This window comes from Mycoplana sp. MJR14, from assembly GCF_029210525.1.
Classification (GTDB): domain Bacteria; phylum Pseudomonadota; class Alphaproteobacteria; order Rhizobiales; family Rhizobiaceae; genus Mycoplana.
Genome location: NZ_JARGEO010000001.1, coordinates 478459 through 497340 on the forward strand (window position 1 = coordinate 478459; position 18882 = coordinate 497340).

An 18882-nucleotide genomic window follows, 5' to 3' on the forward strand; every position below is an offset into this window, starting at 1 on the left:
CCCGGTCATTAAGGTGTCAGGAGCCGAAAGGAGGCCCAGACGATGAGCAGGGACGTTACCAACCGCAAGGCCAAAGAACATGTGGACGAGGACCAGAACGGGGTAATCGTTGCCGGGCCCGAGGCCCATGCGCGCGAGCGCGTGGGCAAGCATCCCGCCCAAAGCGAACGATCTCGGAAGGACAAGCCTGAGGACAAGCCGGCAGGAAGGCCGTAGCGCATCCGGCTCCTCGTCGCGTGGCGTACTCGGCATCTTTAGCGAACCCTCCCCGGTCTTTACCGGGGAGGGTTCTGTCGTGACGGGCGGCTGTCGCCAGGCCTAGCGCCTCAGGCAGCGAGGTCGAAGCGATCGGCGTTCATGACCTTCGCCCAGGCGGCAACGAAATCCTTGACGAATTTCTCTTTGTTGTCGTCCTGAGCGTAGACTTCCGCGTAAGCACGAAGCACCGAGTTGGAACCGAAGACGAGGTCGGCGCGGGTCGCGGTGAAACGGGTGGCGCCCGTCTTGCGATCACGGATCTCGTAAAGGTTCCTGCCGGTGGGGACCCAGGAATAGGCCATATCCGTCAGCGTGACGTAGAAGTCGGTGGTCAGCGCGCCGACATTGGAGGTGAAGACGCCGTGCGCCGTACCTCCATGGTTGGCGCCGATGACGCGCAAACCGCCGACGAGTGCTGTCATCTCCGATGCCGTCAATCCGAGCAGCTGGGCACGGTCAAGGAGCAGTTCCTCGGCGCTGACCAGGTAGTCTTCCTTTTGCCAGTTGCGGAAACCGTCAGCGAGCGGCTCGAGGGGGGCGAAGCTGTCGGCGTCGGTCTGCTCGGCGGTGGCGTCGCCACGACCGGGCGCAAACGGAACCTCGATGGCAAAGCCGGCAGCCCTGGCCGCTTGCTCGATGCCGTAGTTTCCGGCCAGGACGATCACATCGGCCACCGAGGCGCCGGTCTCGGCGGCAATCGGTTCCAGCACGGCCAGAACCCGGGCCAGACGTGCAGGCTCGTTGCCGGCCCAGTCCTTTTGCGGCGCGAGACGGATGCGCGCACCGTTGGCGCCGCCGCGATTGTCGGAGCCACGGAAGGTGCGGGCACTATCCCAGGCCGTGCTGACCAGATCGGAGACCGAGAGTCCGGAAGCAGCAATCTTCGCCCGGACCGCAGCAATATCATAGGCCGTGCTGCCGGTCGGGATCGGGTCCTGCCAGATCAGGTCCTCGGCAGGAACGTCCGGACCGAAATAGCGAGCCTTCGGCCCCATGTCGCGATGGGTCAGCTTGAACCAGGCACGTGCAAAGGCGTTCGAGAACGCGTCGAAATCATTGAGGAACCGCAGCGAGATCTCACGGTAGATCGGGTCAACCTTCAGCGCCATGTCGGCATCCGTCATCATCGGATTGAGGCGGATGGACGGGTCCTCCACGTCGACCGGCTTGTCTTCTTCGGCGATCGAGACCGGCTCCCACTGGCTTGCGCCGGCCGGGCTCTTGACCAGGTGCCATTCATGCTTGAACAGCATCTCGAAGAAGCCGTTGTCCCACTTGGTGGGTTCGGTGGTCCAGGCTCCTTCGAGGCCGGATACGACGGTGTTGCGGCCAATGCCGCGACCCTTCGTGTTCATCCAGCCGAGCCCCTGGAATTCTGGGCCGGCTGCTTCGGGGTCCGCGCTCAGATCGGCCGGGTTGCCGTTGCCGTGCGTCTTTCCGATCGTATGGCCGCCGGCGGTGAGCGCGACAGTCTCTTCGTCGTCCATGCCCATGCGCGCAAAGGTCTCGCGCATCTGTGCGGCGGTCGCCAGTGGATCGGACTTGCCGTTCACGCCTTCGGGATTAACGTAGATGAGGCCCATCTGGACGGCTGCCAGCGGGTTGGAGAGCGTCGTCGGCTGGCTGACATCGCCGTAGCGGCCGTCGCTGGGCGCCAGCCATTGCTGCTCGTCGCCCCAGTAGACGTCCTTTTCGGGATGCCAGATGTCCTGGCGGCCGAATCCAAAACCGAAAGTCTTCAGACCGGCGACCTCATAGGCGATGGTACCGGCGAGCGCGATCAGGTCGGCCCAGGAAATCTTGTTGCCATACTTCTTCTTGATCGGCCACAGCAGGCGGCGGCCCTTGTCGGTGTTGACGTTGTCCGGCCAGGAGTTCAGCGGCGCGAAACGCTGGTTGCCGGTATTGGCGCCCCCGCGGCCGTCGGCTGCCCGGTAGGAGCCCGCCGCGTGCCAGGTAACACGTGCCATCATACCGACATAGCTGCCCCAGTCTGCCGGCCACCACTCCTGGCTTTCAGTCATCAACGCGCGCAGGTCTGCTTTCAGGCTTTCGACGTCGAGCTTCTTCAGTTCCTCACGGTAGTTGAAGTCCTTGCCGAGCGGATTGGTCTTGGTGTCCTGCTGATGCAGGATATCCAGGTTCAGCGCATTCGGCCACCACTGCGTGACTGACTTGCCGAGCGCCGTGTTACCACCGTGCATTACCGGACACTTACCGGCCGGTTTCGTTTGCGTGTCCATTTTGGGTCCCCATAGTTGCCAAGAGTTCAAGGAGCGGCCGGTCGCTTTGACGTGGTCGCATCGTTGGGTCCAAGTCCCGAGACACACCAATAAGGAAGCCGGGTGATAAATTCCAATTGTATATTCTAAACAGTCCGATATGCTGAGGTTATGATTGGCCTGTCCATGAAGCATCTACGCTATTTCGAGGCTCTGGCCAGGCTGGGCCACTTCGGCCGGGCGGCGGAAGCCTGCGCGATCTCGCAGCCGGCCTTGTCCGTGCAGATCCGCGAACTGGAGGAATTGATCGGCGCCCCTCTGGTCGAACGCGGCGGGCGGCAGATCCGGCTGACGAGCATGGGCGAGGAATTTGCCGAGCGCGTGCGTGCGATCCTGCGCTCCGTCGATGAACTGGCTGAACTGGCGCGGGCGGCGCATGATTCACTGGCGGGCCGGCTCCGCATTGGCGTCATACCGACCATCGCCCCCTATCTGCTCCCTGATGTCATCAAGACGCTCACGCGTCGCTATCCAGGGCTTGAGCCAAGACCCCGTGAAGCGGTGACCCAGCGGCTGATAAAGGACTTGCAGGAGGCAAGACTTGATGCGGCGATCGTCGCCCTGCCGGTCTCAGAGGCGACGCTGGAGGAAGTCGCGCTCTTCAGTGAGGAGTTTGTTCTGGTGCGGCCGCTTGAGGATGCAGACAAGCCCGTGCCGAGTTCCGAAATGCTGCAGGAGATGCGCCTTCTCCTGCTCGAGGAGGGGCACTGTTTTCGCGAGCAGGCGCTTTCGTTCTGTAACATTGCCGGCGCACCGCCGCGCGAATTGATGGAGGGAAGCTCGCTGACCACGCTGGTGCAGATGGTGGGTGCTGGTATTGGCGTGACTCTGCTCCCGAAGATGGCCGTGCCGACAGAAACGCGTTCTGCCGACGTCAGCGTGTTCAGGCTTGCCGAGCCTCGACCTTTCCGTACCATCGGGATGGTGTGGCGAAAGACGAATCCATTGGCGTCCCAGTTCGGTCAGATTGCCGAGATCGTCCGCGAGGCGGGCCTGCGCAGGAACGGCGAACCCTATGATCTTGTGGGCGGTGTGGCCAAACTGCGCAGGTGAGTATGTCGGTGTGTCACGTTGCGCTTCGATAGCTCAGGCTGGCTTCTTTGGTTGGCTGCCTGGTCGCGCACCTAGGCCCCCGGTGGTGATCGCCATCAAAACGGCGTCAATCGACTTGTCGAGGGCTTGAGTGCAAATTGACACCCCAGGAGTGGGCCAAGCCACCGCCGATCTCACCGGACACCGCCTTTCGCGACCACACCAATGACCTCGGAGCACGTGGGTTCACTCAGACGGGAGGCTTACCTTCCACTGGCCAGACTGCTGAAGGCCTCGATTTGTGCTTTGATTGCCTGTTCCGTTGGTAACCGCTCCATGGAGCTCGCGCCATAGAACCCGTCGCAGCCCTTGCAGCGGGAGAGCACATAGGCGGCGTCGTCCGGCATGGCGATCGGGCCTCCGTGGCAGAGCACGATAACGTCGTCCCGCACCGAGCGGGCCGCCTCCGACCAGCCATTGATGCGTTCGACGCATTCGTCGAGCGTGACCGTCGTCTCAGCCCCGATCGCGCCGCCGCTCGTCAGTCCGAGATGGCACACGACGATATCCGCTCCAGCCTTGGTCATGGCGACGGCGTCGTTCTCTCCGAAGACATAGGGCGTCGTGAGCATGTCCTTCGCATGAGCGCGCGCAATGATGTCGATCTCAAGGTCGAAGCTCATCCCGGTCTCCTCCAGATTGGCGCGGAAGGTGCCATCGATCAGGCCGACCGTCGGGAAGTTCTGGATTCCGGCAAACCCCATGGCCTTCAACTCATCGAGGAACAGGTCGGGCAGCATGAAAGGATCGGTTCCGTTGACGCCGGCCAGCACCGGCGTGTGACGCACCACGGGAAGCACCTCCCGTCCCATGTCCCGCACGATGTCATTGGCATTGCCGTAGGCCATCAGGCCGGCCAGAGAGCCACGGCCGGCCATGCGGTATCGGCCGGAATTGTAGATCACGATCAGATCGATGCCACCGGCTTCCTCGCTTTTGGCCGAAAGGCCGGTGCCGGCGCCGCCCCCGATGATCGGTCTCCCCTCAGCGATCTTGCGGCGCAGGCGATCCAGGATTTCGTTGCGTGAATGGCGATTCATGAAGCTTCCTCCGAGTAATTTCAGCAAGACCGCGCAGCGGCTTGCGGCCAAAACGACACAGTAGCGAGTTCTCGCGGTCTAAAGAAAAGCGGGCACTCTCAGGCGGTGATGTCGTGGAAATGGGTAACAAGGGCGGCTGCGAGTTCAGGGCTGTTGATATGGGCGTCGACTTCGATCAATTGCCGGTTCGGCGCGGTCTTCCAGCCGGCGCGGATGGCCGAAAACAGGGCTTCGTTGGCGGCAGGGTCATAAAACGGCTGCCCCGGAGCGTCGATCGCCGATACCCCCTGCAGCGGCAGCAGGAAGCGGACTGGTCCTTCCATGCGGTTCAGCCTCTCGACGATGAACGCGCCAATGCGCTGGTTCTCCTCCGGCGTGGTACGCATCAGCGTCACTTGGGCATTGTGCACATGGAGCCGGCGGTCGCGGAACTCGGCCGGCACGGTCTCCCTCGCACCGAAATTGACCATGTCCACGGCGCCGACTGAACCGACATAAGGAATTCTGGTGCGGATGACCGCGCCGAAGCGGTCTTGGGTCGCGGGAAAGACGCCTCCCACCAAAAGGTCCGGAACCTCCGTCGTCGTTACGTCGATGACCCCCTGCAGCAGGCCGGAATCCGCCAGTTTCTCCATCGATCTGCCGCCGACGCCGGTGGCGTGAAAGACGAATAGCTCGTAACTCTCGCCCAGCATGTCCCTCAACTGTGTGACACAGGCCGTCGTCACGCCAAACATGGTGATGCCGATGGCCGGCCGGTCGTCTACGGAGGAAGCAGGCGGATGCAGTGCCATGCCGGCGGCGGCATGTGCGGCATTGCGGATGACCTTGCGGGATATAGCGTTGAGGCCGGCAATATCGACGACAGAGTACATCATGGCAATGTCGTTGGGTCCGACATAGGGGGCCACGTTGCCGGAAGCGACCGTGGAGACCATCAGCTTTGGCAGCCCCACAGGCAGGTCCCGCATGGCCTGGGTCACGAGGGCCGTATTGCCGGTGCCTCCGAGCCCGAGAACCGCGCCGACGTCTTTGCATTCCCGCAGAAATACGGACAATGCCTCTGCCATCGCGGCAATGGCCTTGCCGCGGTCGGTCTGCTCGAGCACCGCCGCGGCTCCCGCCGGGTGGCATGCGGCCACATCCTTGGCCGGAATGTCTGCACCCGGATGCGCGCCCTGCGTGCCGACATCGACCAAAATTGCCTCGGCGCCTGCCTGCCTGACAGCGGTCCGGGCATAGTCCAGCTCTGTGAACTTTGTGTCGCAAGTGCCGATGATATAAGCCTTTCCCATTGTTGTTCCTCCCGTTTTCCTCACCGTCTCCTCACGGCGGAGTGGATCTGCAGAAAACTCCATTTTGCATATTGTATATTATTTAGGATATTGCATACTTAGTCATCGAAATCCAGACGGAAACGACACCATGAATGCCCCGCATCATCAGACCCTTCGAGAGCGGATCTACGAGGAAATCGTTCGCCTCATCGTATCGGGAGAGTTGCCGAGCGGCGTGTCGATCGACGAGAAGCTGCTGACGGAGCGACTCCAGGTGAGCCGCACGCCGTTTCGCGAGGCGATCGGCACGCTTGCCAAGGAAGGCCTGGTCGAGATCAAGCCCTATCGCGGCTTCTTCGTCCGCAGCTTCAGCCGCAAGGAAGTCAGTGATCTCTACGAATTGCGCAAGACGTTGGAGTGCTTTGCCGTGGAGCTGGCGGTTCCGCAGATGAGCGATGCCCATATCGCTGGCTTCGAGCGGCTGCTCGATGAGGCGGTGGCGGCGCTGCGGCGGGGTGACCTTGAGACCTATGGCGCGCGCGACAGGGAATTCCACGAGACCATCGCCGAACTATCGGGCAGCGCGCCCCTCATCGAAACGCTCTCGCGACTGGCCTTGCAAATCCAGATCTGCCGCACCATTGCCAATGAAAGCAGGGAGTTCGCCGAACGGGCAGCGCAGGAGCGAGATCAGATCCTGCAGGCTTTCAGGGCCCGCGACATTCCGCAGGCAAAGGCGCTGATGCATGCGCATATCAGCGACGTACAGCACGCGGTGCTCGCACGCTTCAAGAAGGAAACCCCGGCGGCATAGCCGGGGCAAGGGAAGGGGAGGGAGGTCCCCTTTTCCGGCAAACGGGAGGCGGTCCATGCCATGGCCGCTCAAGAGGAGGAAGCAATGCTGAAATTTCTCGCAGGCAGTGTGGCCGCGCTTGCCATTTTGGCCGGCGGCGCCGTGGCCAATGCCCAGACGCTGAAGATGTGGGGCCCCGAGCAGATTGCCGAGCCGCTCGTCGCTGAACTCTGGAATGGCATCAAAGCCGATTTCGAGAAGGCCAATCCCGGTGTGACGGTTGAGTTCATGCCGCCGACCGGCACGATCAGCAACGGCGCCGTACAGGCGGCCATACAGTCCGATGCGGGGCCGGATGTCATCTTGACCAATTCCGGCATCGGCCGCATCACCATCGTCAGGAATGCCAAGCAGGTCATGCCGCTGACCGAGCAATACGAGAAGCGCGGATGGAAGGACCAGATCTATCCTTGGCTCTACACCGAGCTGAAGGGGCAGTTCGGGGGCGAGATCTACGAGGTGCCGGATGGGCTGGATGCGCTGGGCATCTGGTACCACAAGGACGTCTTTGCGGCGGCCGGCTGGGAGGTTCCCGACACCTGGAAGGGGTTCGAAACCCTGCTGGCGGCCATTGAGGCCAAGGGCCTGCAACCGATCGCCATCGGTCCTCGGACCAGCGGTAGCGCCGGCCACCTGTTCGGCAACCTGCTGCAATCGGCCAGCGGCAAGGAGACGATCGGCCAGGCACTGCGCAAGGAAATAGCCTGGGACGATCCCAAGGTCGCTGCCGGTGCCGTGCGGCTGCAGAAACTGATCGAGGCCGGCTTCATCAAGAAGGAGATGGCGGGCCTCGATCTCGATGGTGCTTCGCGGCTGTGGTTCAACAAGCGCGCCGCGATGTTCGTCGCCGGTCCCTGGTTCACTGCCAATGCGCGCAAGGCCGGGTATGATCTTGCCAATGCCGGCTATGCGCCGATGCCTTCCGATCTTCCTGGCGAGGCCATTCCGACCGGCGGCGTGGGCTGGAGCTGGCTTGTGCCGGTTAATTCCAAGCAGCCTGACCTCGCGATGAAATGGATCGATTTCATGCTGTCCGACGCCGTGATGAAGAAGCGCGCTCAGGCGCCGGCCAGCACCATGATCTACCCCCGTGAGCTCAAAGGCATCGAGCCGTCGACCCCTGTGCTCAGGGAGATCTTCGCGGCTGCGGCTGGTGGTGTCGGCTACAATCCCAGCGTCTACCTGCCCGCCACGGTCCTCGACACCTATTTCCAAATGATCCAGGGACTGATTTCCGGACAGGTGACCGGCGCGGCCGGAATGCAGCAGATGCAGGCGAAAATGGCAGAGGCGAAATAGCGTGACCGTTCGTGAAACGCCCGGGAGCAGCGCTGCTGCTCCCCTCGGCCACCGGGCCGATGGAGCAATGCTGGCGGATGCCGCCCAAACCCGGCCTGGTCTCGCCAGGACAGCAAAAGGGGAAGCCCGTGGCGACGGCTTCGACAGCCACGACGCCCGCAGTGCGATAGGGCTGATGACCCCTGCGCTGGTGCTCTACGCGATCTTCAGCCTGCTGCCGATTGCCGCCACCTTCTGGCTCAGCTTCAACAGTTCGGCCGGTTTCAACACCGCGTCCGCCTTCGTCGGCCTCCACAACTACCGGGCAACGGCGGCCGATCCCATCGTCTGGCAGAGCCTATGGCACACGTTCCTGTGGCTGATCTACCATGTGGTGCTGGCCGGGGGGCTCGGGCTGGCGCTGGCGCTCGCCATCAGCCGCCTGAAGGTCACGCAGGTGTTTTTCCGTACGGCCTTTTTCCTGCCGCATCTTGTGTCGCTCGCCGTGGTCGGGGTCATCTGGGCTAATATCTACGATCCGTTCTACGGCCTGCTCAATACCGGGCTGACGGAACTGGGGCTTGGTGCCTTCACGCAGGGGTGGCTGTCCGATCCCGCTTTGGTGCTTTTCTCTGTCAATGTCGCAAGCTCGTGGCAGGGTTTTGGTCTCTACATGCTGCTGTTCATCGCCGGCCTTCAGAGTATCGACCGCGCGCTCTACGACGCGGCTGAGGTCGATGGCGCATCGAGTTGGCAGAAGCTGGTGCATGTCACATTGCCGGGGCTGCGGGAAGTGACCACCTTCGTCGTGTCGCTGGCTATGATCAACGGCCTGAAGGGTTTCGCGACCGTCTTCGTCATGACCAATGGTGGCCCATTTTACCAGAGCGAGCTGATCACCACCTACATCTATAGGCTGGCCTTCCAGTCCCAGGATCACGGGCGGGCGGCCGTCCTTTGCATCCTGCTCAGCCTGCTGGCAATTGCCGTAACCATCGCCTTCAACCGCTGGCGCGCGAGGCTTTCCCGATGAGTACCCGTCACCGCGAATGGCCCGTCGTGCTCGGCCTGGTGCCTGTCATGCTGTTGATCCTGGCTCCCTTTGCCTGGCTTGTCGTGTCGAGTCTCAAAACCGAGGCTGAGATCGGGCAAGCCGATCCCTATGCGTGGCCCGCCGATCTCATGTGGCGCAACTACCAGGATGCCTGGCAGATCGGGGGCTTCGGCGAACTGGTCGGCAACAGCCTGCTCAATCTCGCCGGCGTAGTGCTATTGTCCCTGCTGACCTGCGCTCCGGCCGGCTATGCCCTGGCGAAGATCCGCTTTCCCGGCCGGGAATGGCTGTTCTACATATTCATCCTGGGCCTGACGATCCCGGTCCAGGCCATCGTCATACCGCTCTATCAGGTCCTGTTCGGCCTCAATCTGGTCAATACGCTGTCGGGCATCGTGCTGGCGCAGGTCAGCAGCGGCATTCCCTTCGGCATTTTCCTGATGAGGAGCTTCTTCATGAGCGTGCCGGACGAACTGGTCGAGGCCGCCAAGATCGACGGGGCATCGCATCTGCAGATCCTGACGAAGGTATTGCTGCCGATCTCCACGCCGGCGATCCAGGCGCTGGTCATCATCAGCGCGCTGTCCACCTGGAATGATTTCTTCCTGCCGCTGATCGTGCTGATCAGTCCCGAGGTGCAAACCCTGCCGCTCGGCCTGGTCAGGTTCGCCAGCACCTATGCTTCCGAGTACCGTCTGGTGTTTTCCGGCACCGTCATTTCCTTCCTGCCTATCATCATTCTCTACATCCTCATGCAGCGCCGCTTCACCGAGGGCCTGACGCAGGGTGCAATCAAGGGCTGACCATGTCACATCACATCCAGCGGGAAATCCGCTACAATTTCGAATTCGACCATCGCATCAAGGCCTGCTTCATCGGCGCCGGCGGCCACGCCTATCGCAATGTATATCCGGCCCTGCGCTATGCACCGGTCGAGCTGCTCGGCATCTGCGACCTCGATATCGCGCGTGCGGCCAAGTTCGCCAGGCTGTTCGGCGCCGAGAGGGCCTACAGCGATCACCACGAGATGCTGGCGAAGGAAAAGCCCGACCTTGTTTTCCTCGTTACCGCCTATCATCCTGACGGGCGGGTGCAGGCAACCGACCTGGCACACGATGCGCTGAACGCCGGCTCCCATGTCTGGATGGAAAAGCCGACTGCGGCCAGTGTCGAGGAAATCGAGCGACTGATGTTCGCCAGCGCGGCCGCTGGCCGCATGGTGATGACGGGGTTGAAGAAAACCTTCTTCCCCACCATCGAAAAGCTCAAGGACCTGATCGGCACGCCCGAATTCGGCCGCCTGACCTCGATCAACGTGCGATATCCCCAAAGCTTGCCGGCGCCGGGTGAGCGCGGCGACCTCATCAAGATGCAGAGCTTCCTCGACCACATCTACCATCCCGGCTCGATCCTCAACTTTCTCGGCGGTGAGATCGAGCGGGCGAGCTACGAGTGGGAGCCGGGGACGGGAGCGAGCATCACCAACATGAAGTTCCGCTCGGGCGCGATCGGCACACTGCACCTCACGGCGGGCCAGTCCGGTGGCAGCATGTTTGAAAGGGTCGAGGTCGTCGGCGAGGGCGCAAATGCCATTGTCGAGAACGGCAGCAAGCTTACCTACTTCCGCAGGGCGGAGCTGCCGAGCTATGGCCGTGCGGCGAGTTTCATCCAGGCCGACGGCAATGCCGCACTTGTCTACGAGCCGGAACATTCGCTGGGGCAACTCTACAACAACAACCTCTTCTATCTTGGATACGTTCCAGAAATTCTGCACCTGACGGACGCCATCCAGTCCGGCCGCCTTATCACCAAGGGCACGCTCGAGGTCGCAAGCGAGATCATGAAACTCTTCGAATTCTATCGACGCGCCGATGCCGGTGTCACCATCGAACTTTGATCCGGGAGCCGCACATGACGGAAAGCGACATCATTTTCAGGAAGTCGGATGGCGAGTTCGTGCCGACGTCCTGGGGCGAACTGAACTGGAAGATCACGGGCGAGGGCACGCCCGGCGCGGAGATGACCTTCGGCACCTGCCGTATCAATCCGGGTGAACGCAACCAGTTGCATTCCCATCCCGATTGCGAGGAAATCCTCTATGTCGTGTCGGGCAGTTGCGAGCACAAGCTTGGGGACACACTGTATGTCTTGCAACAGGGTGATGCCATCCGTATCCCCCGCAACATCCGCCACTGGGCGCGCGCGCTCGGCTCCGAGCCGCTGTTCGCGCTGATCATGTTTTCGTCCGGCCAGCGCACGGCCGTGAACCATGAAGGCGCGGGCACCGCCTGAAAGCCGCCCGGCAGGAGGACAGAGATGGCTTCGATTGCATTGCAGAATATCAGGAAGAGCTACGGCAGCCTGCCGGTCATCCACGGCATCGATGTCACAATCAAGGACGGCGAATTCATCGTCCTGGTCGGCCCGTCCGGCTGCGGAAAATCCACGCTGCTCAGGATGATCGCCGGGCTGGAATCGATCAGCGACGGCCGGCTTTCGATCGGAGAAACCGTGGTCAACGACCTCAGGTCAAAGGATCGGGACATCGCCATGGTGTTCCAGAATTATGCGCTCTATCCCCACCTGACGGTCGCCGAAAACATGGGATTTTCGCTGAAGCTGCGCGGCGTGAACAAGGCCGAGATCGCGCGGCGGGTCGATAATGCGGCGAGGATCCTGGCGCTGGAGCCATATCTCGATCGCCATCCGCGCCATCTCTCCGGTGGTCAGCGCCAGCGCGTGGCCATGGGCCGGGCCATCGTGCGCGATCCAAAGGTCTTTCTGTTCGACGAGCCCCTGTCCAATCTTGATGCCAAGCTGCGCGTGGCGATGCGCGCGGAAATCAAGGAACTGCATCAGCGGCTGAAAATCACGACCGTCTATGTTACCCATGACCAGACAGAGGCGATGACTATGGCGGACCGCATCGTCGTCATGCGCGACGGCATGGTCGAACAGGTCGGCACGCCGCTCGATATCTACGACAATCCCGCGACGACTTTCGTCGCCGGCTTTATTGGCATGCCACCCATGAACTTGATCAAAGGCCGCATTCAGGCCGATGATTCCAAGATATTCCGCACTGCAAGTGGCATTCCTCTGCCGCTCCCGCCTGACCGGAAGATCGCGGGCAGCGATCGCGAATTGATCTACGGTGTGCGCCCGGAAAAACTCATCCTGGTCACGCAAGGCGGCGTTCCCGCCCGTGTTGCGATAGTTGAACCGACGGGGTCGGAGACGCAGGTAACCGCCCGGACGCAAGAGCAGGATCTGACAATACTGCTGCGCGAACGCGTCGCCCTCCGCCCCGGCGAGACAATAAACCTGGCTGTCAGCGCCGCGGATGTTCATCTTTTCGACGCCGCCACCGGTCGGCGTACAGATTGAGGCAATGAGTGACCTCGCGTCGAGGCTGCCCATGGCGGCGGGTTGTGCGCCTGGATCCCGGTATCGTCGGAACCCTTTGAGCCTGGTCACGTCGGCGGCGAGGGTATCGCCCATCTTGGAGCGAAATTCTCTGTTCTGCCGAGCAACCATCTGCGCGTTGCGACCTCTACGCTGACGGATCGATGCGATGAGGTGGCTGACGGGATCGTGCTGGCCGCAGCGCATTGACGCAATTCAGTTTTGTTACGGTAGCGCGTCCGCCATCGCAAGTATACTAGAATTGTAATTATGATATAACCATGTTCGGTCTTCGGGGTCATGGCGCAATCGGGGAACCGATGCAGTTAGACGTTGATCGCCAGTTCATGTCCGTTATACTATAATCGCGAGTATGATATAACGAGGAGCTCCCTTGCGCCACATCGATCTGACGTACCAGACCATGCTTGCCGAGATCGGTCAACGCGCTCTGGATGATGCGTGGACGCGCGATTTCCCTCCGACCGGGCGCTTCGTCAAGGTCAAGGTCAAGGAGCGCGACTATTGGTATTTCGACCAACCGGACGGAGAAGGGGGGCAGGCGCGAAAATATGTCGGCCGCGCTGAAGACCCGGAGATCGCCAGGCGGGTGCACGACTTTTCCCGCACCAAATCGGATTATCGGACGCGACGGCGCCTGGTTTCCAGCCTCACGCGCGATGGCGGCCTGCAGGCCGCTGATCCGACTTCGGGGGCGATCATCGGAGCCCTGGCGGCTGCAGGCCTCTTTCGCCTGCGAGCGGTTCTCGTCGGGACGCTTGCCTTCGGCACGTATTCCGGGCTGTTGGGTGTTCGCCTTCCGTCTGCCGCCATCATGACCGCAGATGCAGACTTCGCACAGGACTATGCGGTCTCGGCCGAGGTGATGGACAGTCTGCCGCCCATTCTCGAGCTGCTGCAAGGCGTTGATCCGACCTTCCGGGCCGTGCCGACCCTAGCGGCGGCCGATACGACGGCTTTCGTTAATCAGCAGGGCTATCGCGTCGAGTTTCTGACCACCAACCGCGGCAAGGACGAATATCTCGACAAACCGGCAGCGATGCCGGCTCTTGGCGGCGCCCGCGCCCAACCGCTTCGTTTCATGGACTTTCTGATCCGCGAGCCGGTGCGGGCAGTCCTGCTCCACGGGGCCGGCGTTTCAGTCCTTGTCCCAAATCCGGCCCGATATGCGATCCATAAGCTGATCGTCGCCTCCCGCCGCCATGCCGACAGCGTCCTCAAGCGCGACAAGGATGTCATGCAGGCCGGTATCCTTGCAGAGGCAATGCTTGAGACCCGCCGATCTGCCGACCTTGCCATTGCCTACAGCGAAGCGTGGGAGCGCGGATCTGCCTGGCAGGATGCCATCAGGGGCGGCGTGGCAACGCTGTCGGATGAGAACAAAAGCTTCCTCCGCCAATGCCTCGAGACCGGTGGTCAGGAGATCGGCGAACGGGTGGTGTTGCCGTTCTGATGAGGAAACGGCAAAACCGACCCGTGACTATGAACCTGGCGGTCAGCGCAAAGGACCCGGCAGTGATTGTCTCCATCCTAGGCGGAACGGGGCGGCTTTCGCGTGTTTGCTCCATCGGCTTGAAGGCGACTTGTGTCGCGCCGCGGGATTCGGCCCAGCACGCTGCGATGCGTTCTGCGCCGTCCGGCGAGCCACCGTGCAGCAGCACGCTGTCCGCGTGCTTGGCGAGCGCCTTGCCGAGCGCCGCCCAGACCCGCTCGTGATTGTTGTAGTCCACCGCCTCCGAAGGCGATCTTGGTGCGACCGGATCAGAACCTCGATCTCGGCACCCCGGCGGGCGGAGAGGAAGTCTCTGGAGTCGACCATCGCGGCGATCATGTTGGCGTGATTGACCTTGGAGACATTCCCGCCGATGCAGGACCAGCAAGCTACAATTTCGAGCAGGTCATGCAAGAAGTCCGGGAGATGAAGACTGGGCAGGATTGAGAAGCAGGAAAAGAGACTGCGCGGACGCCGTACAGCGTACCGACATGGAGCATTCCAAACGCTCTCGAAATCTGAGTGGTAACTAGATCGTCCCGCGGATCGAATTGTTCGCGATTGCCGTCCAATCCGCCCCCTGCCATCCTGGAATGCACAGTGACGAAGCAGGCGATCGTCGAGCCGATTTCGGCCAGTCTGGCGAAGGTTTCGGTTTCTTCTCCTCCCTGCTCCCACTGGCTGAACGGGCGTCGGTACATTTGTGACCGCTTCTTGCGGGGCAAGAGCAATCGGATCGCAGATGACAAACGGGCCCTCTCGTGCGGGCCCGCCAGAATGCTGCCTATTCAGAGCAGAAAATCTCCCTTCGACAGGGACAGGCTGTCATCCAGGTGAATACCGAAATCGGCCTTCCTGTCTCCATTGAGGTCGGCCTGGATATAGGTATCCGAGCTGAACTTGGTGAAGCGCAACTCGCCCGCCTTGCCGTGGAAGTCGTCGTCACCGATGAACTTAAAGCTCTGGTTGCCCAAGGCCTTCGAGTTGGCATCGATCGGGCTCAGATCAATCTTGTCGCCCTGTTTCTTGCTGAAATCAAAAATGGTGTCGCGGCCGGTTCCCGAGGCGGCGCTGTCGGAGGCCTTCTTGAAGATGAAGGTATCCTTGCCGCTCCCACCATAGAGTTTATCGCCCCCGGCCCCGCCGAAAAGCTTGTCGCTGTCGTCGCCACCATAGAGCTTGTCGCGACCTCCGTTGCCCGAGAGAATGTCGTTGCCGTCATAGCCCAAGATGGCGTCTGCGAATGTCCCGCCACCAATCTTGTCGTCGCCCTTGAGTGCGGACCTGAGAAGCGAAAGCAATTGCTTTTCCGACCCTGATTCGGCGACATCGACGAGTTTGGCTACGGATAGGTTCAGGCCTGTCACGGACACAGTCGTCTCCCCGGCATGGCTCAGCTTGACGCTGTGGATCGTGCCGGCAGCCCTGAGGTAGCCATCCGCATCGGTGGAAAAACCGGAGCCATTGATCGTTACCTTCTCGCCGGAAACATATCCGACAATCTTGCTCGAACTGAAGGATGTAATATCTGCTCTGCCGACCGAATCCAGATCGAAACCAAGATTGGCCATGTCGATCCAATATTGGCCACCCGTCTTTACAACTACACCCATCGATGCCCCCACAGTTTAATGCGCCTTAGCGATAGCGTGCTTCAGGGTTGTGCGCAATCGAGATGGGCCAGCAAACCGCAACTTCAAAAAAGGCCTGGAATGAAAGGCGGACTCGTGCCGGGCCAACAGGGGTACCGCCGTTCTCGATGCCTGCGCAACGCCATCCACGGCACTCAGCTTTCAAACTGCTCGCCGGACGAGGTCGATTCGCGGCCGAGAGCCGGCAAGCGGGAGGAAGACCGCACCGGCTACGGACGATCATCAGACCGAGCGATCCGCGTCGGCGAAAAAAGGCCCGCCGGAGCGGGCCAGGAAACGGGCGCGTACGCAGTGACATGTCGCGCCACAGCGACAAGGTGCCCTCATATTCTGAATATTAGGTAAAGGCGATAAAGGCGAGTGATCTGTGCAGAGCTGAGCAAGGCAGGTGCAAGCAGGCCTTCTGACCTCGTCGTCATCTCTGATTGAAGACTGCGGTAGGGCGTCTCGACATCTGCGATTGGCTTGAGCGATCCAAGGTTGCCCGAGTGAAGAATAGGTATCCCCATGTCGCAATGGGGCCAGGCTCTGGGGGCATCCTGCCCTCTGTGTCTCGGCGTTCCTCGGTTGGATCCCTGCAACGAAATAGTAGGTCGGCGCTTCCCACTTCCAGTTGCTGTCGTGAAGGCTGGCGCCATGTGCCTGTGCGGCAGCCATGGCAACCGGCCGACGCTTTCCGGGTCTCTCGCTTCGTATATGGCATACAGTGGTATCGATGACATCAGGCTCATCATTGTGATTGTTTGCTTCGCAGGCTTGTCATTGATGAAAGCGGCGCTTACATCACACGCATCGATGGTGAGGAGCGCCAACTTCACCGGGACATCGAACCCGCATCAGAAAAGCCTTTCGCAGACCAGATGGTCCGCTGGTGGTCAGCTGGCGGGGCCGATACTGGGAGATTTGAGAGGCGAATATGCGCAACGCCATGCTAGTGCTGGTAGGCTTGGTGGTGAGCAGCTGCCAGTCAAATCCGCCGACCCAGAAGACGATTGACGCGTCAAATTACTGCTTCACCCGCTACGGCAACGGCACCAACTACGATTCGTGCGTATACGCGAGGCAAATGGGGATGGAAGTTACACCAGCGATGCCAGGCCGCTAAACACTGGGGTGCCTGCTACGATCAACGTGAGGAAGCCGGATGTCCAAAAAGCCCAAGAACGAACACTCCGAGTTCGCCGGGGAATTCACCGATGGAGATATCACGGTGCTTGTCGATATTTTCCGACCGGCCGGCACCAACAACGACTGGCGCCTCGAGGTGATCACCCAGAATGAAGACGTGTTTGAGTGGGAGGGCGGTTTTGCGACCGATCGCGAAGCGTTCGACGAATTCCTGGCCACGGTAGCGCGTGATGGGATCCAATCGTTTCTAGAGGAAGACGACCCACCCGCTGTTCATTGACCGGCTCCAGGCAGTGACTGCATCTGTCTGTTCTGGTGCCGGATCCCCAATGCAGGACCGCAGCATCATCAGCCAGGCCGGGTGCAAGCGAAGCGATGGGGCGATCCTACCGGGGGCCGACCGTGCTGGCACGCGATCAGTCGTTCACTTCACTGGCTCGCAAGCCTTCCGCATGGTGGATGCTGGCGGTCTAGAGGGCCAGCCGCAACTGTGGCTCCACCACAGGTGATCGTCGTTCCAGCGAAGACAGGGTGACGCCGAGCAGGCGGATGCCCTTGCGCGGCGGAAAGATCGGAGAGAGCAGCAGGTCGACCACGGCTTGGAGATCTGTGATGGCCGCAACAGGTGAGGGGACTGTCTTGCTGCGGGTGATCTGGTTGAAGTCGGCATATTTGACCTTCAGCGTTACAGTTTTCGCACCGATTTCGTAGGCCTCGCAATAATCCCACACTTTTTCGATGAGTGGCTGCAATCCTTCGCGAGCCGGTTCATAGGCATGAAGGTCCTCCGAAAACGTATCTTCCGCGCCTATGGATTTGCGCACCCGGTCAGGCTTGACTTGGCGGTCATCGATCCCGCGTGCGATGCCGTAGAAATAGGCCCCTGACTTGCCGAAATGCTCTACAAGGAATTCGAGCGTCTTCTGTTTAAGGTCGGCGCCTGTGTCTATCCCGAGGCCATGCATCTTTTCAGCGGTTGCTGGACCGACGCCGTGGAATTTTTTGACGGGCAGGGCCTCGACGAAGGCCGGTCCGGCCTTCGGAGTGATGACAGCCTGGCCGTCGGGCTTGTTCAGGTCACTCGCCATCTTGGCGAGGAACTTGTTGTAGGAGATCCCGGCTGACGCGTTGAGGCCAGTGGTCTGCTTGATCCTGTCGCGAATCTCCGATGCAATTTCGGTAGCGATCTCCATGCCCTTCCGATTCTGCGTCACATCGAGATAGGCCTCGTCGAGCGACAGCGGCTCGACTACCGGCGTATAGTCGGCAAAGATTTCACGGATCTGCTGGGACACCGCCTTGTAGACATCGAAGCGCGGTGGCACGAAAATCAGCTCTGGGCATTTACGCTTGGCAGTCACCGACGGCATTGCCGAGTGGACGCCGAAACTCCGCGCCTCATAGCTTGCCGCCGCCACCACGCCGCGTGCGGCTGCCCCGCCAACCGCGACCGGCTTGCCGCGTAGTTCCGGATTGTCGCGCTGCTCGACCGAGGCATAAAACGCGTCCATGTCCACATGGATGATTTTTCGATTGGGCGCTGAGCTCATGTCGTTCATTGCGGCTTCTGTCGCTCGCGGTACCCTCGGTATCGGATAAACTATCCGCCGAAACATACAGGGAACATAGCAGCCTTGGCGGCGATTTCCACCAGATTTGGCGATGACTTTGGCGATGCTATCGAAACTACGAGCCCTCAGACGCGTTCTTATCCGTAGAACTCGAACTGGGGAGATATCCCATGGCGGACGACAGCACCGTGACAATAAGAGCCACGTTCGAAACACGCGAGGCAGCCGATCTCGCCGTCGAACATCTAGTTCAGCAACAGGGTATCTCGAGATCGGATATCTTTCTCCAGTCAGCAGGGGATCGCAACACGGCGGGGTCTGCGCCGTCGGGCGGCGATGCCTCTCATGACGGGGGTGCTCGCAGAGACGCGCCGCTGGCCGGCGAGATCGAGGTCTCCGTGGACATGGCCTCCACTCAGGCCTCCGCCGTCCAGCGCATTCTCGCAGAAGCCGGCGCGCTTCGAGTATCGAGTCGTTGA

At 61.1% G+C, this 18882-nt stretch carries 17 protein-coding genes and 2 pseudogenes; 13 read left to right on the forward strand and 6 right to left on the reverse strand.

Going from position 1 to position 18882, the window contains the following annotated elements:
- Positions 1-42 precede the first annotated feature (42 nt).
- Positions 43-216: a hypothetical protein gene (locus tag P0086_RS02345; RefSeq protein WP_275782269.1), complete on the forward strand. Its 174-nt coding sequence runs from the start codon at positions 43-45 to the stop codon at positions 214-216.
- 110 nt (positions 217-326) lie between these two features.
- Here P0086_RS02345 and katG read toward each other — a convergent pair whose 3' ends face one another.
- Complete coding sequence (gene katG, locus P0086_RS02350; RefSeq protein WP_275782782.1) at positions 327-2501, reverse strand: catalase/peroxidase HPI; 2175 nt, start codon at positions 2499-2501, stop codon at positions 327-329.
- A gap of 150 nt (positions 2502-2651) precedes the next feature.
- Between katG and P0086_RS02355 the strand changes: the two genes are divergently transcribed.
- Positions 2652-3593, forward strand: coding sequence for a hydrogen peroxide-inducible genes activator (locus P0086_RS02355; RefSeq protein WP_275782270.1), 942 nt, complete (start codon positions 2652-2654; stop codon positions 3591-3593).
- Between the two features lie 242 nt (positions 3594-3835).
- Here the strand turns inward: P0086_RS02355 and P0086_RS02360 are convergent, their stop codons facing one another.
- Positions 3836-4672 (reverse strand): phosphoenolpyruvate hydrolase family protein, encoded by an 837-nt coding sequence (locus tag P0086_RS02360; protein WP_112605965.1) that lies wholly within the window; start codon positions 4670-4672, stop codon positions 3836-3838.
- Positions 4673-4770: 98 nt separating this feature from the next.
- Complete coding sequence (locus P0086_RS02365; RefSeq protein WP_275782271.1) at positions 4771-5967, reverse strand: Tm-1-like ATP-binding domain-containing protein; 1197 nt, start codon at positions 5965-5967, stop codon at positions 4771-4773.
- A gap of 130 nt (positions 5968-6097) precedes the next feature.
- Here P0086_RS02365 and P0086_RS02370 point away from each other — a divergent pair, with 130 nt between their 5' ends.
- The 9 genes and pseudogenes from P0086_RS02370 to P0086_RS02410 all read left to right on the forward strand — a co-directional run bounded on the left by P0086_RS02370 (position 6098) and on the right by P0086_RS02410 (position 14013).
- Positions 6098-6763: a GntR family transcriptional regulator gene (locus P0086_RS02370; protein ID WP_275782272.1), complete on the forward strand. Its 666-nt coding sequence runs from the start codon at positions 6098-6100 to the stop codon at positions 6761-6763.
- A gap of 84 nt (positions 6764-6847) precedes the next feature.
- Entirely contained in the window at positions 6848-8101 is a 1254-nt protein-coding gene (locus P0086_RS02375; RefSeq protein WP_148188236.1) for an extracellular solute-binding protein, read from the forward strand.
- Between the two features lies 1 nt (position 8102).
- Positions 8103-9113, forward strand: a complete 1011-nt coding sequence (locus P0086_RS02380; RefSeq protein ID WP_275782273.1) for a sugar ABC transporter permease — start codon at positions 8103-8105, stop codon at positions 9111-9113.
- A 26-nt stretch (positions 9114-9139) separates the two neighbouring features.
- Entirely contained in the window at positions 9140-9937 is a 798-nt protein-coding gene (locus tag P0086_RS02385; protein ID WP_275782274.1) for a carbohydrate ABC transporter permease, read from the forward strand.
- A 2-nt stretch (positions 9938-9939) separates the two neighbouring features.
- Positions 9940-11031, forward strand: a complete 1092-nt coding sequence (locus P0086_RS02390; protein ID WP_275782275.1) for a Gfo/Idh/MocA family oxidoreductase — start codon at positions 9940-9942, stop codon at positions 11029-11031.
- A 14-nt stretch (positions 11032-11045) separates the two neighbouring features.
- Complete coding sequence (locus P0086_RS02395; protein WP_275782276.1) at positions 11046-11426, forward strand: cupin domain-containing protein; 381 nt, start codon at positions 11046-11048, stop codon at positions 11424-11426.
- Positions 11427-11450: 24 nt separating this feature from the next.
- On the forward strand, positions 11451-12521 hold the full coding sequence (gene ugpC, locus P0086_RS02400; protein WP_275782277.1) for a sn-glycerol-3-phosphate ABC transporter ATP-binding protein UgpC: 1071 nt from the start codon (positions 11451-11453) through the stop codon (positions 12519-12521).
- A gap of 18 nt (positions 12522-12539) precedes the next feature.
- Positions 12540-12749, forward strand: a pseudogene (locus tag P0086_RS02405) (GntR family transcriptional regulator); the annotation flags it as partial.
- Positions 12750-12933: 184 nt separating this feature from the next.
- On the forward strand, positions 12934-14013 hold the full coding sequence (locus P0086_RS02410) for a GSU2403 family nucleotidyltransferase fold protein (RefSeq protein WP_275782278.1): 1080 nt from the start codon (positions 12934-12936) through the stop codon (positions 14011-14013).
- A gap of 81 nt (positions 14014-14094) precedes the next feature.
- On the opposite strand, the pseudogene P0086_RS02415 reads toward P0086_RS02410, so the two are convergent.
- Positions 14095-14412: pseudogene (locus P0086_RS02415) on the reverse strand (DUF2493 domain-containing protein); the annotation flags it as partial.
- Between the two features lie 428 nt (positions 14413-14840).
- The gene (locus P0086_RS02420) at positions 14841-15665 is read right to left on the reverse strand and encodes a hypothetical protein (protein WP_275782279.1); all 825 of its coding nucleotides are present in this window, start codon (positions 15663-15665) and stop codon (positions 14841-14843) included.
- 1183 nt (positions 15666-16848) lie between these two features.
- On the opposite strand from P0086_RS02420, the gene P0086_RS02425 reads away from it, so the two are divergent.
- Positions 16849-17112: a hypothetical protein gene (locus P0086_RS02425; protein ID WP_275782280.1), complete on the forward strand. Its 264-nt coding sequence runs from the start codon at positions 16849-16851 to the stop codon at positions 17110-17112.
- 190 nt (positions 17113-17302) lie between these two features.
- Here the strand turns inward: P0086_RS02425 and dinB are convergent, their stop codons facing one another.
- The gene (gene dinB, locus P0086_RS02430; protein ID WP_275782281.1) at positions 17303-18391 is read right to left on the reverse strand and encodes a DNA polymerase IV; all 1089 of its coding nucleotides are present in this window, start codon (positions 18389-18391) and stop codon (positions 17303-17305) included.
- Between the two features lie 182 nt (positions 18392-18573).
- On the opposite strand from dinB, the gene P0086_RS02435 reads away from it, so the two are divergent.
- A complete protein-coding gene (locus P0086_RS02435) occupies positions 18574-18882 on the forward strand; it encodes a hypothetical protein (RefSeq protein WP_275782282.1) in 309 nt (102 codons plus the stop codon).

Excerpts from the sequence above, each read along its gene's own strand:
- katG (WP_275782782.1), bottom strand. The coding sequence starts at position 2,501 with ATGGACACGCAAACGAAACCGGCCGGTAAGTGTCCGGTAATGCACGGT.
- dinB (WP_275782281.1), bottom strand. The coding sequence starts at position 18,391 with ATGAACGACATGAGCTCAGCGCCCAATCGAAAAATCATCCATGTGGAC.
- P0086_RS02365 (WP_275782271.1), bottom strand. The coding sequence starts at position 5,967 with ATGGGAAAGGCTTATATCATCGGCACTTGCGACACAAAGTTCACAGAG.
- P0086_RS02360 (WP_112605965.1), bottom strand. The coding sequence starts at position 4,672 with ATGAATCGCCATTCACGCAACGAAATCCTGGATCGCCTGCGCCGCAAG.
- P0086_RS02420 (WP_275782279.1), bottom strand. The coding sequence starts at position 15,665 with ATGGGTGTAGTTGTAAAGACGGGTGGCCAATATTGGATCGACATGGCC.
- P0086_RS02435 (WP_275782282.1), top strand. The coding sequence starts at position 18,574 with ATGGCGGACGACAGCACCGTGACAATAAGAGCCACGTTCGAAACACGC.
- P0086_RS02390 (WP_275782275.1), top strand. The coding sequence starts at position 9,940 with ATGTCACATCACATCCAGCGGGAAATCCGCTACAATTTCGAATTCGAC.
- P0086_RS02370 (WP_275782272.1), top strand. The coding sequence starts at position 6,098 with ATGAATGCCCCGCATCATCAGACCCTTCGAGAGCGGATCTACGAGGAA.
- P0086_RS02345 (WP_275782269.1), top strand. The coding sequence starts at position 43 with ATGAGCAGGGACGTTACCAACCGCAAGGCCAAAGAACATGTGGACGAG.
- P0086_RS02395 (WP_275782276.1), top strand. The coding sequence starts at position 11,046 with ATGACGGAAAGCGACATCATTTTCAGGAAGTCGGATGGCGAGTTCGTG.
- P0086_RS02375 (WP_148188236.1), top strand. The coding sequence starts at position 6,848 with ATGCTGAAATTTCTCGCAGGCAGTGTGGCCGCGCTTGCCATTTTGGCC.
- ugpC (WP_275782277.1), top strand. The coding sequence starts at position 11,451 with ATGGCTTCGATTGCATTGCAGAATATCAGGAAGAGCTACGGCAGCCTG.
- P0086_RS02425 (WP_275782280.1), top strand. The coding sequence starts at position 16,849 with ATGTCCAAAAAGCCCAAGAACGAACACTCCGAGTTCGCCGGGGAATTC.
- P0086_RS02355 (WP_275782270.1), top strand. The coding sequence starts at position 2,652 with ATGATTGGCCTGTCCATGAAGCATCTACGCTATTTCGAGGCTCTGGCC.